Genomic DNA, 13,294 nt, shown 5'->3' with positions numbered 1-13,294 from the left:
GGTACCGCGCTTGCGCTTTAATTTAATCGCAGGCTATTATGATTGCTAAATTGACGGCATGGAAGCAGCCTAGATAGACACTAAGAGTCCATAAAAGTGACATTTAAAATCAATTGTAATTTCAGGTACAACAACGAGTTTCGCAACGATAGGTTTTTTCTGGATAGCGACAGTTAATAGTGGGTTAGGCGATTGGTCTTCAGCTTTTATTGTGTTCCCTCTAGCATGGGCTGAGATGGTTATTGGGTCATTCATCGCATTAAAACTATATTCCTGTAATAGCTAACCAGCTAACAAGGCGTTAAACATTCTGAAGTGAGGACGACCTCACCTCTCTATTTCGTTAGGGGACGGCCTCAAAGCAAATTAAGAGGTATTTATGAGTTGGGTGATTTTGTTGATCGCGGGTCTGTTGGAAGTTGGTTGGGCCATCGGATTAAAGTACAGCGATGGCTTTACGAAGCTATGGCCTACGGTGGGCACGGTTTTTTCGCTGGTTGCTAGTTTTCTATTGCTAGGTTTGGCGCTGAAAACGTTACCAGTCGGTACAGCCTATGCGATATGGGTGGGTATTGGTGCTCTAGGCACGGCGCTTCTAGGCATATTATTATTCGACGAGTCCGCTGACGTCCTTAAGCTAGTCAGTTTAGGGCTGATTTTTGCGGGTATTGTTGGTCTTAAATTGGCCCATGCCTAATAAGAAACTGCACTTGGGTAAAGTAGTCGCTGTGCTCCCAATCTATCGGTGAGCGCGGCGTTAGCATGCACAATCACATAGCACGACCTTCTTTATTTGGAATGATAATTAATGAAATTAGATTTTAAGTGGTCTCGATTAGATTCTTTAAGTGCTCTGGAATTATTTGAAATAATCAAAGCTCGCGAGTCAGTATTTGTTGTAGAGCAACAATGCCCTTATCAAGAAACGGATGATATGGATCTTCACTCATGGCACCTTGCTATCTCTTTAAATGGTGAATTAGCTGCTTATGTTCGAGTGGTTGATCCCAGTATTAAATATGACCAACCTTCAATCGGTCGCGTGATGACTTTGGAAAAATTCAGACATTTGAAAATTGGTCGTTCGTTGATGAATGAAGCTATTCGCTTCACAGAACAGCAGTTCCCAGAAATGGGTATTAAAATTGGCGCTCAAGTTTACTTGCAACGTTTCTATGAATCGTTGGGGTTTGAAGCTGTCAACGAGGGATATGATGAGGATGGCATCCCCCATATTGACATGGTTAGAGCATCAAGGAGTGCAAGCTAACAAGCTGTTCCACTGGGCGCTTTGGTCTACCACAGTTGTAAAAAAACACTCGAAAACAGCGCCGATTTCAACCCCAACCCCAACCCCAACCCCAACCCCAACCCCAACCCCAACCCCAACCCCAACCCCAATTCCACCCTCAACCCCAAGCATCAGAGCCGGCAGTGAGGCATGAAGGCGTTGTTCTTCGTGCTTAGGCTTTAGTGGTGCTTAGAGAACGATCTCAGATTCAAAAACATTATTAAATCCATCTTAAAATCGCTGTGGAGCTTAGTCTATAAGGGCTGTAGCGTTATCGTAAGATAGATATCGAATTTCAAGCGCAATTAATTTAATTGATCTAGATCAATTTTATTTAAGGCTTTTCTAAATTAGATTGAACTAATGTTACTATGGTTAACGTAAGTAGATTCCCTTATGTTGTGAGAACTGCGTTGGAGTAGTTTACAGCGAGATGCTGCAGAGTAGTCACTCCTATTAAATAAATGGATAAACTACCTTGGACAACGATAGTGAACAAATTCTCGAACAACTGTTTTCCTATATCTGCTTTGGCTCTTTCGCTTGCCGCTTCACAGGTTAGCGCAGGTGAGATAACTTCATTTGTTGATGACTCAGGCGGTGGTGTTCTGACCGTCGATGCGACGGAAGGCGTTGTAGCACCGGGAGTGTCAATCGTTACTGGGCAAACGAATAACGATGACTTTACATCGGCGAATCATTTTTCTGCAAAAGGGGTTGTTAACTGCCTTCGTGCTTCGGTTCCCGGTGGAAGCTGTGATGATAATCCCCATAGTGGTAAGCGTACAAAACTGACCCTGACTGGGCGGTCGCCTTTAGACCTTACTTTTCAAACCTCTAATACCGGCGGTACAACCGAGTATTTCTCTTATACAAAACTGTCGAATGATACCGGTGCACGTTTAGTCGGTTATCAGATGCTGGTTGGTACAGGGACCGGCAGTGACTTTGTTAAGGCAGAGGCGCTTGATCCCGTGTTGTTTGATAATACGGTTGATAACTCAACTGAAGATAAAGTGACTAATTGGGCGCCTGCTGATGCTTCGGTTGCCCAAGATCCTTTGCAGAGAACCTTTTATTCTGCGGGTCTCTTCGGTAAAGAAGCGAAAGACACGAATGGTGATGGTACCGATGATATGTTGGCTGTTGGTTTTTTTTCAGCCACAGAACGGACCGGCCTCGAGTTTACGGCTGATGGCGTTGCAACACTGAATGCCGGCGCTGCCACGACTTTTGACCCTGATACAGGCACTACATCGACGTTTTTTGACAGCATTTTCGGCAGTGATACGGCGGTGGTCAGCTTTTCGCAGGGTACCGATGGTATCTATTGGGATAACGATGACAATCCTGATACCGATGGCGTATTGATGGCCACCTATATGGATATAAACGGTGATGGCACCATGGAGTGGTTTACTAATCGTGAGCTAACCATTGATCCCGTTACCAATGAAGTTACTTTCGTTGAGCAAGACGCCGATCTGGTCGATGATGGTATTGATAATGATACTATTGTGAGTCCAAACCTAGTTGTTGATAACGATGTGCAAGTAATCCTGACCGACGCACAGGTCGAAGCTATTTTGGCACAGTCTAAGTATGAAAAAGATGTGCTGGAAGATTTAGGTAAGGTTAACCTTAATTTCAGTCTTGATGTGGCCGACTATGCTGGATTAGATGGCGGTATCTTTACCCTTCGTATCGCACCGGTCTTTGCCCCCATTGTTGCTGCGGCTAATACCGATCTTCAATTTAAGATAGCAGCGTCCATTGATAGTTCGAATATTGCCTATCTGGGTCAATATGTTCCTGTTGCAGTTCCTGCCGTGAGCGCGTACTCAATTCAAGCGTTGAGTCCGAGTGTTACGAGTGTGAATCAATATGATGACCTTATCGATGCGATCGAAACGAGTGGTAATATATCGCAATCCCTTGAGAGAGTGGGTTACTCGTTCTTAGGTGCTTATAGCGAGTCTGCTCTTGCACTGGTTAGGAGTCAGCGGTCTAGCATTAATCAGCGTGCGAATGCTGCGGCTAGCGGCGCTATCATCGATAATATGGCGTTTAGCAGTGATGGTGAGGATATCGGCGCAGAAGGGGTGGAAGAGGTAGCCTCTCGTCTTGCTACAAGCAATGCGGGCGGATTACGTCATAGTGGGAATGGCATTGGTATTTTCGTTGACGGTACTGCGGGTAAAGGTGAATACGATAGCACCACTAACTCAGTCGGCTATGACCTAGAAGATTACACCCTTAGTGCGGGTGTTGATTTTAGGTTGCGTAACGATGTGGTTCTTGGGGTCGCCTTAGGTTATGGCGATAGTGAAGCTGATATTGATGATAACCGAGGTTCGTTGGATACAGCCGCCAAAGGTGTCATGTTCTACGCGGCTAAACAGTTTCAGCAAAAGGCCTATTTAAATGCCATGGTGGGTGCTTATTCGCTGGATTATGACTCTGAGCGGAAAGTGATTATTGGCGATACCATTAATGAAACGTACAAAGCGTCGACTGATGGTACTCAATACGTTGCGGGTCTGTCTGGAGGCATGAATTACGATGTCGGTGGCTGGTCAATGGGCCCTATTGCTTCGGCTTACTGGGTTAAGACTGATGTTGATGGTTTCACCGAAACCGGTGGAGATCCTATCGTTGCGGTTTCAACAGACGATTTTTCTGTCGAAACCACTTGGGTGTCTTTGGGTGGACAAGCCTCTAAACAAATTAAAATGAGTAATGGCAACTTCATTCCACACGCTAAACTGTCTATTGTTAAAGAGAATAGCGATTCATTAGATGTGTCGACTGCTTTTGGCACCATGCGCGCTTTCGATACACCCGTTGATGCACGTGATAGTGAATATGCTGATTTAGAGCTGGGTTTTGCCTACCAGATAAATCGGGGTAAAGCATCTCAAACAACGGTTGGTTTTGATTATAGCGGTCTCTTTGCCGACACCTATGACTCAAGCCGTGTGCAGCTATCCGTTAATGTTCAGTTTTAACCAGGGCGGTTTAAATCGTTATTCTTGGATTTAAACCGCACGACTGAACGGTAATCGCTAGTAAATCATTATGTTGTTACGACCTAAACATCTAAAAAGGTGTTTAGGTCGATTTATTTTCCCCCACAAAAAGTTATGTCACCTCTGAGTTGAGTGGAAACCTTTAACCGCTCATTCAACTTCTTTTATGCTCCGTTTTTACCTGCTTTTGATCACTCTACTTTCTCGTCAGTCTTCTTCGTCAAAATTGTTTTAGTGTCTTTTATCGGCTCATTCCACGTGCTACTGCTGGCGATATCGAGCAACTTATCTCAATCTCATAGGGTTTATAGACAGAGATCAGAATATTTTTAACGATAACCATGCAAACTGATAGATAAAACCTATGATCAGTATAGGCGTAAATGGTTTCACATCCTGTCAGGGGTGATGGATAGTAGTGCCTGAATTGATCATAACGTGGCAAGACAACAAGGTCTTTTCATGAACAAGTAGGAGCTTGAAAGATGTCTAATAATAAATGCCCTGTGATGCATGGCGGCGCTACCGAAAGTAGTATGTCCAATATGGAGTGGTGGCCTAAGGCTCTAAACCTCGATATTTTGCACCAACACGACAGTAAGACAAACCCGATGGGCGACGCGTTTAACTATCGGGAAGCGGTTAAGGGGCTTGATGTCGCGGCGCTAAAGAAAGATATGCATGCGCTGATGACCGACAGTCAAGAGTGGTGGCCTGCGGATTGGGGGCATTATGGTGGTTTGATGATTCGTATGTCTTGGCATTCGGCTGGGACCTATCGTATTGCTGACGGGCGTGGTGGTGCTGCCTCAGGCAATCAACGTTTCGCTCCGATCAACTCTTGGCCGGATAACGTCAACTTAGATAAGGCCCGTCGTATCCTGTGGCCGATCAAAAAGAAATACGGCAACAAGCTTAGCTGGGCGGATCTGATCGCTTATGCGGGCACCATGGCATATGAATCGATGGGGCTGAAAACCTTTGGCTTTGCCTTTGGTCGTGAAGATATTTGGCACCCAGAGAAAGATACCTATTGGGGCGCAGAAAAAGAGTGGTTAGCGCCGAGTGGGAGTGAAGGTAGCCGTTACTCCGGTGAACGCGATCTGGAAAATCCATTGGCCGCGGTCATGATGGGGCTGATCTACGTTAATCCCGAAGGTGTTGATGGCGAGCCTGATCCACTTAAAACCGCCCATGATATACGTGTCACGTTTGAACGTATGGCAATGAATGATGAAGAAACCGTTGCCTTGACGGCGGGTGGTCATACCGTGGGTAAATGTCACGGTAATGGGGATGCGGGCTTACTTGAGGCTGATCCAGAAGGGGCTGAAATTGAAGATCAAGGGCTCGGTTGGTTGAATAAAACCACACGGGGCATTGGTCGGGATACCGTCTCTAGTGGAATTGAGGGCGCTTGGACGACCCATCCTACCCAATGGGATAACGGTTATTTCAAACTGCTGATGAACCATGAGTGGGAGCTGAAGAAGAGCCCGGCCGGTGCGTGGCAGTGGGAGCCTATCAATATTAAAGAGGAAGATAAGCCGGTCGATGTTGAAGACTTAACCACCCGTTATAACCCGATCATGACCGATGCCGATATGGCGATGAAGATGGACCCTGAGTATCGCAAAATTTCTGAGCGATTCCAGCAGGATCAAGCATACTTCTCCGAGGTGTTTGCTCGGGCATGGTTTAAATTGACCCACCGTGATTTAGGGCCTAAAGCGCGCTACATCGGGCCTGATGTGCCGCAGGAAACACTTATCTGGCAAGACCCAATCCCCGCCGGTAGCACAACCTATGATGTGCAAGCGGTGAAAGCGACAATAGCGGCGAGCGGCCTAAGCGTGAGTGATATGGTCTCTACCGCATGGGACAGTGCCCGTACTTTCCGTGGCTCTGACAAGCGTGGTGGTGCCAATGGCGCCCGTATTCGATTAGCGCCGCAAAAGGATTGGGAAGGTAATGAACCTGCACGTCTGACTAAGGTGTTGGCGGTATTAGAAGGCATTGCCGCAGAGAGTGGCGCGAGTATCGCCGATGTTATTGTACTTGCTGGTAATGTCGGTATTGAGCAGGCGGCTAAAGCGGCAGGCACCGAGGTGAGTGTACCTTTTACCCCAGGACGGGGAGATGCCACCGCTGAGATGACCGATGAGGATTCATTTGATGTACTTGAGCCTCTGCATGATGGTTATCGTAACTGGCTGAAACGCGACTATGTGGTCAGTGCGGAAGAACTGATGTTGGATCGCAGCCAACTGATGGGCTTAACGGCGCCAGAGATGACCTTGCTAGTGGGCGGTATGCGCGTGATTGGCACCAACTATGGTGGTACCAAGCACGGGGTATTCACCGATCGTGAAGGGGCATTAACGAATGACTTCTTCGTTAACCTGACCGATATGAACTATGCATGGAAGCCAAGCGGTGAAAACCTGTATGAAATTCGTGATCGTCAAACGAATAAGGTTAAGTGGACCGCAACACGGGTTGATCTGGTATTTGGCTCTAACTCTATCCTTCGTTCATACGCGGAAGTGTATGCACAGGATGATAACCAAGATAAGTTTGTGCACGACTTTGTCGCAGCATGGACTAAAGTGATGAATGCGGATCGCTTCGATCTAGCTTAATTCTGATCTACCTCCACGTTGCTATTCAAGGTGACGTGGGGGTTTTTGTCTCTCTGTTTCTTGTTATAGCTCTTTCTCGTCACAGCTCTTTCTTGTTACAACTCTTTCTTGCTACAGCTCTTTTCGTGTCACGGCTTTTTTCTTGTAACAAGTCTGCTCAACCTGAGCCCGCATTATCTATGGGCTGATTCAACGTCACCTGGGTCGCTTTTATGGCGGCTGACATCTGATGTGTTGAATGGCTGTTTAGTTTGCTATGTCGATTGCCTGAAGACTATTAATGGTCCGGTAAATTGTTAAAGAGCTGTTCTAATAGTTTATTCAATCGTTTGATTTGCGCTTCGGTCATATCCTTAAAACTTTGACGAAACAGCTGGTGGGTCGCTGCTTGGATATCGGCAATGGCCTCTTCGCCTTTCTGAGTCATCAGCACTTCGGTCACTCGGCCATCATCATGTCGGACTCGGGTCTCGACCAACCCATCCTCTTTCATGCGTTGAATCGTTTTTGTTATCGTCGGGACTTTGGCGATGGCCTCATTGGCGATCTGTGAAATGCTGCAGGTACCTTCCTCTTTCAGGGTGAATAGCACTCGCCAGCGGGGGATATCGAGGTTGATCTTTTTGAGTGCTTTTTCGAGTGCGACCGAATAGCGGCCATGGACCTGAGCCAGCCAATAAAAAGGAAACTCTTCTTTGTGGAACGCTTCGCTAGCGGGGTTATAGCGTTGGCTGCGTGGTTTGCGAACAGGTTGTGTCATTGGATATATGGGTTCCTGATGTGTCTATTAATCGCTGATAAAAGCGCCCCGATAGAGAAGCCGTCAAGCAGTAAGGCTACTACCAACAGGGGCCTTTTTCGGCTTCCATCTTGCGCACCATCGCGGTAAAAAATTTAATGGCGAAGCCACTATCCTTAATCAACATCTGGGTTAAATCGGCACATTTTTGGCTGATGCTTGTGTCGAGTAGAACGTCTTCACCGCCTAGCGCACCGGCGGTCACCTGTATCTCGGCAGCACGCTGTACGGTCCACAAGAGGAAAAAGGTTCGTTCAATATCAAACTCGCCGACGGCGATACCATGATTTCTCAAGACGAGAATATGTTTTTCACCAAGGCTAGCGAGCATACGGGATTTTTCATCATCAAATAGGGTGATGCCCTCGAAAGCATGATAGCCGACTCGGTTATAGAGTTGAGCGCCGTAGAAGCTGTCATGGGTAAAACCGGATTGTTTCATGGCGACGGCAGAGATTTCGTTCGTATGCGTATGGATGACGCAGTGGATATCGTCGCGGGCCGCGTGAATCGCACCGTGCAAGGCGAATCCCGCAGGATTGCCATCATAGGACGATTCATCCAACTTGTGACCATCGACATCCACCTTAAGGAGGTTGGCGGGGGTTATTTCGGTGTAATTTAGGCCAAATGGGTTAACTAGGTATTCGCCCTCTATCTGGGGTAGGCGTGCCGAAATGTGGTTGAAAATGGTCTCTGTCCAACCAAAAAAATTGATCAAGTGATAGCAATGCGCGAGCTTAACACGCAGTGCCCACTCATCTTCGCTGATATGGCTAGGGCGGTTGTCTGTCATGGTTGCTCTCCGTCGAATCTGTGGTATTAAGGTTGGCACTGGTCGGCGATAAACTGTGTTAACGCCAACAGGTTTTGTGTCGCAGGCATGGGGATATCAACCTTACTGGCGAGTTCCAATACCGCGTAACCGATCGCTTCGAGCTCTAATGGTTGATGCTCTTCATAGTCTTGCAGCATGGAGGTTTTAACGGCACCCATCTCTGCCCCTTGTTCCATAAAGGTTTGTGGGTCAAAGCTGATACGTGCGCTATAGGCCGCTGCGGTTAACAGCACCTCGTTGAACATGGTTCTCACCAACGGTGTTAAGTGGGTATCTCCATAGATCTGCTCTAGGGTGCCTTTGGTGACGACCGAGAGCGGGTTTGAGGTGAGGTTGGCGGCTACCTTTGTCCAGATGTAGTCACGAATATTATCAACCGCACGGGCTTCGATACCGGCGTTTTCAATGATGGCTCTAACATGGGTCAGTCGTTCACTCATGCGGTGATCGATCTCCCCTATCACCATTAAGTGAGGCGTGGTTGAGGTGACAACGCCGGGGGCATCACGGCAGGCGGTAATGAATACGACGCAACCGATCAGGTGCTGTTGCGGCGCTAGGCGGCTCATTAGCCCTTGAGGATCGATCGCCTGAATCGATTCACCGGCGAAGCGGCCTTGGATTCCTTGGAAATACCACCAGGGAATGCCATTAACGACCGGAATAATGATGGTCTCTGCATGTAACATCGGTTGAATCAATTTGAGCATGCTGGTCAGCGAGGGAGCCTTAGTGCAGACAAAAATAAGATCCTGATGGCCTAAGGTTTCGGCCGAATCTGAGACGTTAACTTCTACGCGGTAATCGCCATCTATATCTGACAGCTGTATCCCATTTTGTTGTAACACTTCCAGTGTTTTGCCTCTCGCTAAGACATTCACGCTTTGCCCCGATTGGGCTAAGCGAGCGGCTAATGTGCATCCGATTGCGCCGGCACCGGCAATACATATTTTCATCATTGATACTTCCATTATGAAAGGGGAGAGGTGAACGTCTCTCCCCTTGGTCACAGCGTTTAATGTGTTAGCTCGATAGCAGTTCTTGGTGTTTGCTCGCTAAACCTAGGTACGCTTCAATAATGCGGGGGTCATTAGCGAGATCAGCGGCTGGCCCATGCATCGCGACCTGACCCCCTTCTAATACGTAGGCGTAATCGGCTACTTTTAGTGCGGCACGTGCGTTTTGTTCAACGAGTAGGATGGATACGCCTTGGCGTCGCAAGTCGGCGAAGATACGGAATATTTCTCGGGTAATCAGCGGCGCCAACCCAAGACTAGGTTCATCCAGCATAAGCAGTTTGGGTTTACCCATCATCGCCCGACCAATGGCCAACATCTGCCGTTCGCCACCGGAGAGCGTGCCGGCTTGTTGATGCCGACGTTCCCATAGCCGCGGGAAGAGGCTATAGATTTCTGCGAGGGTCGTATCGTAACTCGTGTCGCCGCGGCGATAGCGAAGAAAGGCGCCGAGGAGCAAGTTATCTTGCACGCTCATGGTTGAGAATAACTCACGTTTCTCAGACACTAATCCCAGACCATGGCCGACAAGAGTTTCAACTTCAGGGCTAAAGAAATCCTGACCATTGAAATGAATAGTGCCGGTGGATGGAAGCACTCCCATGATGGCTGATAGTAGGGTGGTTTTACCCGCACCATTAGGGCCAATGACGGTGACTAATTGGCCCTCTTTTAGCGTGAGGTCAATGCCCGTTAGGGCTTCAACTTTGCCATAGGCCACGTGTAGGTCGCTGACATTAAGTAGTTTATTATCCTGAGTACTCATTATTCAGCACCTCCCAAGTAGGCTTCTAGAACCGCAGGGTTGGTTTGTATCTCTTCTGGTAGGCCTTCGGCGATTTTCTCACCAAACTCCATGACCACAATGCGATCAACCAAGTTCATCACGAAGTCCATATCATGTTCCACCAACAAAATAGCGAGGCCTTCGGCACGTAGCTTCTTGAGCAACCCTGCTAGCGCCTGTTTCTCTTTGTGACGCAGTCCTGCGGCGGGTTCATCGAGTAGCAAGACGCAAGGGTCTGAGCATAGCGCGCGGGCAATCTCTAAAATACGTTGTTGACCGAGTGACAAGCTACCGGCTTCGGTATGCAGGTGGTCACCTAATCCAACGCGATTTAATTGATACTGTGCTTCTTTTAATAGCCGTTGTTCTTCATCCCTTTCGAGATGGAAGAGGGCGTTGAGGACACCTTTTTTGCCGCGCATATGGGCACCTAGGGCGACGTTTTCCAGCGCACTCATGGTGGGCAGCAGTTTGACGTGCTGAAAGGTGCGACTCATCCCCATTTGGGCGACTTGGCGTGATGTTTTATTGCTGAGGCTCTGGTTTAAAAAGAGCACTTCACCGTCGCTCGGACTATCGACCGCCGATAGCTGATTAAACATGGTGCTTTTACCTGCGCCGTTCGGGCCGATGAGTGCCAGCACTTCGCCCGCGTGCAGTTGCAGGCTCATGTTGTTATTGGCAACGAGACCGCCAAAGCGCCGTGTAACATGACGGGCTTCGAGCAGCAGGTCGCCTTTTTTCGGTAACGCTTGGCGCGGTAGATCGGCTGCCGAGGTATCAACCTTGATACGGTGCTGGTTACGCCATGATACCGGTGTGAGTTTGACTAAGATGAGCCACAGACCGCCGGGGGCGCGTTGCATCATAAAGATAATCAGTAAGCCCAGCACAATGGTTTCGTATTGACCGCTACCGCCCATGATTAACGGTAAAAAGTCTTGTAGCCACTGTTTCAACATGGTGAGTACACCGGCGCCCAAAAGAGCTCCCCAAACACTGGCAGCGCCGCCAATCAGGGCCATAAATAAGTAATCAATACCCATCTGTAAGCCAAACGGCGTTGGGTTGACGAAGCGTTGTGTATGGGCATAAAGCCAGCCAGATAGCGCAGCAAAGATAGCGGAGATCAGAAAGATAACCATCTTCGAGCGAAAGGTATTAATACCCATTGACTCAGCCATCAGTTGGCCGCCCTTAAGGGCGCGTATAGCACGACCTTCCCGCGAGTTAAGCAGGTTGCTGGTGATCCAGATGGCGACCATTAAAATGGCCCAGATCAGGTAATAGATCTTCTCCCCTTTATCTAGGCTGATCCCGAAAATATTGAGTGAAGGTAAACCACTGATACCGGTATGTCCCCCCATTGAGCTCATGGTCCCAAATAGGTAATAAAGCGATATGCCCCAAGCGATGGTACCGAGCGGTAAGTAATGACCCGATAGCTTTAAGGTGACGGCGCCAAGAAAAAGCGCAACAACGGCGGTTAGCAGTATGCCTACCAGCAAACCCGCCCAGGGTGATCCTGCGGTCCAGCTAAGCCATTCAGGCAGCTGCTCGGTGGTGGTGATATAGGCGGTGGCATACGCACCTAGCCCCACGAAAGCGGCTTGTCCGAAGCTAGTCATGCCGCCGACACCGGTGAGTAAGACTAAGCCCAGTACAACTAGAGCATATAGACCGATATAGTTGAGTAGTGTTATTTGAAAGGTTGGCAGCACTAAGGGCGCAAGGAACAGTGTAATAAGGCCGATAATAATCAGGTAGCGTTGTTTCATTATTCATCATCCTCGACATGATGGCTGGTCATCGAGCGCCAGATTAAGAAGGGAATAATCAAGGTGAAAACGATGATCTCTTTGTAGCCGCTGGCCCAAAACATTGAAAAGGCTTCGACCATGCCGACCGCCACTGAACCGATCGCGGCAAGGGGGTAGCTGACGAGTCCGCCGATAATGGCGCCAACAAAACCTTTGAGGCTGATAATAAAGCCGGAGTCGTAATACAGGGTGGTGATGGGCGCAATCAAAATGCCGGATGCGCTACCAATAAAGGCGGCGAGCGCAAAGGTTACTTTGCCTGCAAACACGGGGGATATACCCAATAAACGAGCCCCCATACGATTGACCGCTGTGGCACGTAGTGCTTTACCATAAAGGGTTCGCTCAAAGGCAATAAATAGGGTAACGATCAAGAAAATGGAGACTAAAATAACCCACAGTGTTTGGCTCTTTAGCATCACGGAGCCGAGGTGAAAGCCACTGTCGGAAAAGGGTTTAGTGCGCGCACCCTCTGGTCCAAACAGAAGCAGCCCTGTGCCCACCATAGAGACGTGAACCGCAATCGATACGATTAATAAAACCAGTGAAGGCGCATCCGCCAGTGGTTGAAAAAAGAGGCGGTACATGATCGGGCCAAGCGGCACGATAAGGGCGAGTGTCAGTAGAATCTGAGCGCCCATGGGCAGTTCGGCTAATGGCAGCGTATGCACAAGGATGACCAGTGTTGCCGCATAACCTAGCTTTAGGGCGACCCCTTGCAACTTACGGCGATTAAAGCGGCTTCTCGCCTGTTGGTATAGATCAAGGCTGCAATCAATACAGGTTAGACCTAGGAGCAACCACTCCAGTTGAGGAAGCTTGCCCATTTGGATCGCTGCCATGGTTAGCGCGCCGAAGGTAACAAACTCACCGAGAGGGATGAGTAATATGCGAGTGACTGTAAACACCAGCAAAATGGACAGGGCTAATAAAGCATATATCGCGCCGTTTGTGAGGCCGTCCTGTCCGAGCAGTGTGGCAATCTGAAGGTTCATGCGTTCTGATTCCTTGGCTCTTATCAGCTTTGTCGTGAAAGCGACAAAGGTTTATATGTATCGATACCTTGGGGTAA

At 48.4% G+C, this 13,294-nt stretch carries 10 protein-coding genes; 4 read left to right on the top strand and 6 right to left on the bottom strand.

What is annotated here, in order from left to right; translation table 11 throughout:
• The first annotated feature begins 379 nt into the window (after positions 1–379).
• The 4 genes from sugE to katG all read left to right on the top strand — a co-directional run bounded on the left by sugE (position 380) and on the right by katG (position 6,962).
• Positions 380–697: a quaternary ammonium compound efflux SMR transporter SugE gene (sugE, locus tag EH243_RS12825; RefSeq protein ID WP_126159072.1), complete on the top strand. Its 318-nt coding sequence runs from the start codon at positions 380–382 to the stop codon at positions 695–697.
• A gap of 111 nt (positions 698–808) precedes the next feature.
• A complete protein-coding gene (locus tag EH243_RS12820) occupies positions 809–1,270 on the top strand; it encodes a GNAT family N-acetyltransferase (RefSeq protein ID WP_126159071.1) in 462 nt (153 codons plus the stop codon).
• A gap of 512 nt (positions 1,271–1,782) precedes the next feature.
• Positions 1,783–4,299 (top strand): choice-of-anchor F family protein, encoded by a 2,517-nt coding sequence (locus tag EH243_RS12815; protein ID WP_164549115.1) that lies wholly within the window; start codon positions 1,783–1,785, stop codon positions 4,297–4,299.
• Positions 4,300–4,805: 506 nt separating this feature from the next.
• Positions 4,806–6,962 (top strand): catalase/peroxidase HPI, encoded by a 2,157-nt coding sequence (gene katG / locus EH243_RS12810; protein ID WP_126159069.1) that lies wholly within the window; start codon positions 4,806–4,808, stop codon positions 6,960–6,962.
• A 277-nt stretch (positions 6,963–7,239) separates the two neighbouring features.
• Here katG and EH243_RS12805 read toward each other — a convergent pair whose 3' ends face one another.
• From EH243_RS12805 to EH243_RS12780, 6 genes are all read right to left on the bottom strand, one after another.
• Complete coding sequence (locus tag EH243_RS12805; protein WP_126159068.1) at positions 7,240–7,722, bottom strand: MarR family winged helix-turn-helix transcriptional regulator; 483 nt, start codon at positions 7,720–7,722, stop codon at positions 7,240–7,242.
• Between the two features lie 79 nt (positions 7,723–7,801).
• The gene (locus EH243_RS12800; RefSeq protein ID WP_126159067.1) at positions 7,802–8,557 is read right to left on the bottom strand and encodes a class II aldolase/adducin family protein; all 756 of its coding nucleotides are present in this window, start codon (positions 8,555–8,557) and stop codon (positions 7,802–7,804) included.
• Between the two features lie 26 nt (positions 8,558–8,583).
• The gene (locus EH243_RS12795; protein ID WP_241235077.1) at positions 8,584–9,558 is read right to left on the bottom strand and encodes a ketopantoate reductase family protein; all 975 of its coding nucleotides are present in this window, start codon (positions 9,556–9,558) and stop codon (positions 8,584–8,586) included.
• 64 nt (positions 9,559–9,622) lie between these two features.
• A complete protein-coding gene (locus EH243_RS12790; protein ID WP_126159066.1) occupies positions 9,623–10,381 on the bottom strand; it encodes an ABC transporter ATP-binding protein in 759 nt (252 codons plus the stop codon).
• Complete coding sequence (locus tag EH243_RS12785) at positions 10,381–12,180, bottom strand: branched-chain amino acid ABC transporter ATP-binding protein/permease (protein ID WP_126159065.1); 1,800 nt, start codon at positions 12,178–12,180, stop codon at positions 10,381–10,383. The genes EH243_RS12790 and EH243_RS12785 overlap by 1 nt, the downstream gene beginning before the upstream one ends.
• The gene (locus EH243_RS12780) at positions 12,180–13,217 is read right to left on the bottom strand and encodes a branched-chain amino acid ABC transporter permease (protein ID WP_126159064.1); all 1,038 of its coding nucleotides are present in this window, start codon (positions 13,215–13,217) and stop codon (positions 12,180–12,182) included. Before EH243_RS12780 ends, EH243_RS12785 begins: the two co-directional genes overlap by 1 nt.
• Positions 13,218–13,294 lie beyond the last annotated feature (77 nt).

It is taken from the genome of Amphritea opalescens (assembly GCF_003957515.1).
GTDB classification, from domain to species: domain Bacteria; phylum Pseudomonadota; class Gammaproteobacteria; order Pseudomonadales; family Balneatricaceae; genus Amphritea; species Amphritea opalescens.
Note: the sequence above shows the minus strand (reverse complement) of the source record. Positions and strands in the feature narration are given on the sequence as shown.

Coding starts and splice junctions, on each gene's coding strand:
- sugE (WP_126159072.1), top strand. CDS start 380: ATGAGTTGGGTGATTTTGTTGATCGCGGGTCTGTTGGAAGTTGGTTGG.
- EH243_RS12820 (WP_126159071.1), top strand. CDS start 809: ATGAAATTAGATTTTAAGTGGTCTCGATTAGATTCTTTAAGTGCTCTG.
- katG (WP_126159069.1), top strand. CDS start 4,806: ATGTCTAATAATAAATGCCCTGTGATGCATGGCGGCGCTACCGAAAGT.
- EH243_RS12805 (WP_126159068.1), bottom strand. CDS start 7,722: ATGACACAACCTGTTCGCAAACCACGCAGCCAACGCTATAACCCCGCT.
- EH243_RS12800 (WP_126159067.1), bottom strand. CDS start 8,557: ATGACAGACAACCGCCCTAGCCATATCAGCGAAGATGAGTGGGCACTG.
- EH243_RS12795 (WP_241235077.1), bottom strand. CDS start 9,558: ATGATGAAAATATGTATTGCCGGTGCCGGCGCAATCGGATGCACATTA.
- EH243_RS12790 (WP_126159066.1), bottom strand. CDS start 10,381: ATGAGTACTCAGGATAATAAACTACTTAATGTCAGCGACCTACACGTG.
- EH243_RS12785 (WP_126159065.1), bottom strand. CDS start 12,180: ATGAAACAACGCTACCTGATTATTATCGGCCTTATTACACTGTTCCTT.
- EH243_RS12780 (WP_126159064.1), bottom strand. CDS start 13,217: ATGAACCTTCAGATTGCCACACTGCTCGGACAGGACGGCCTCACAAAC.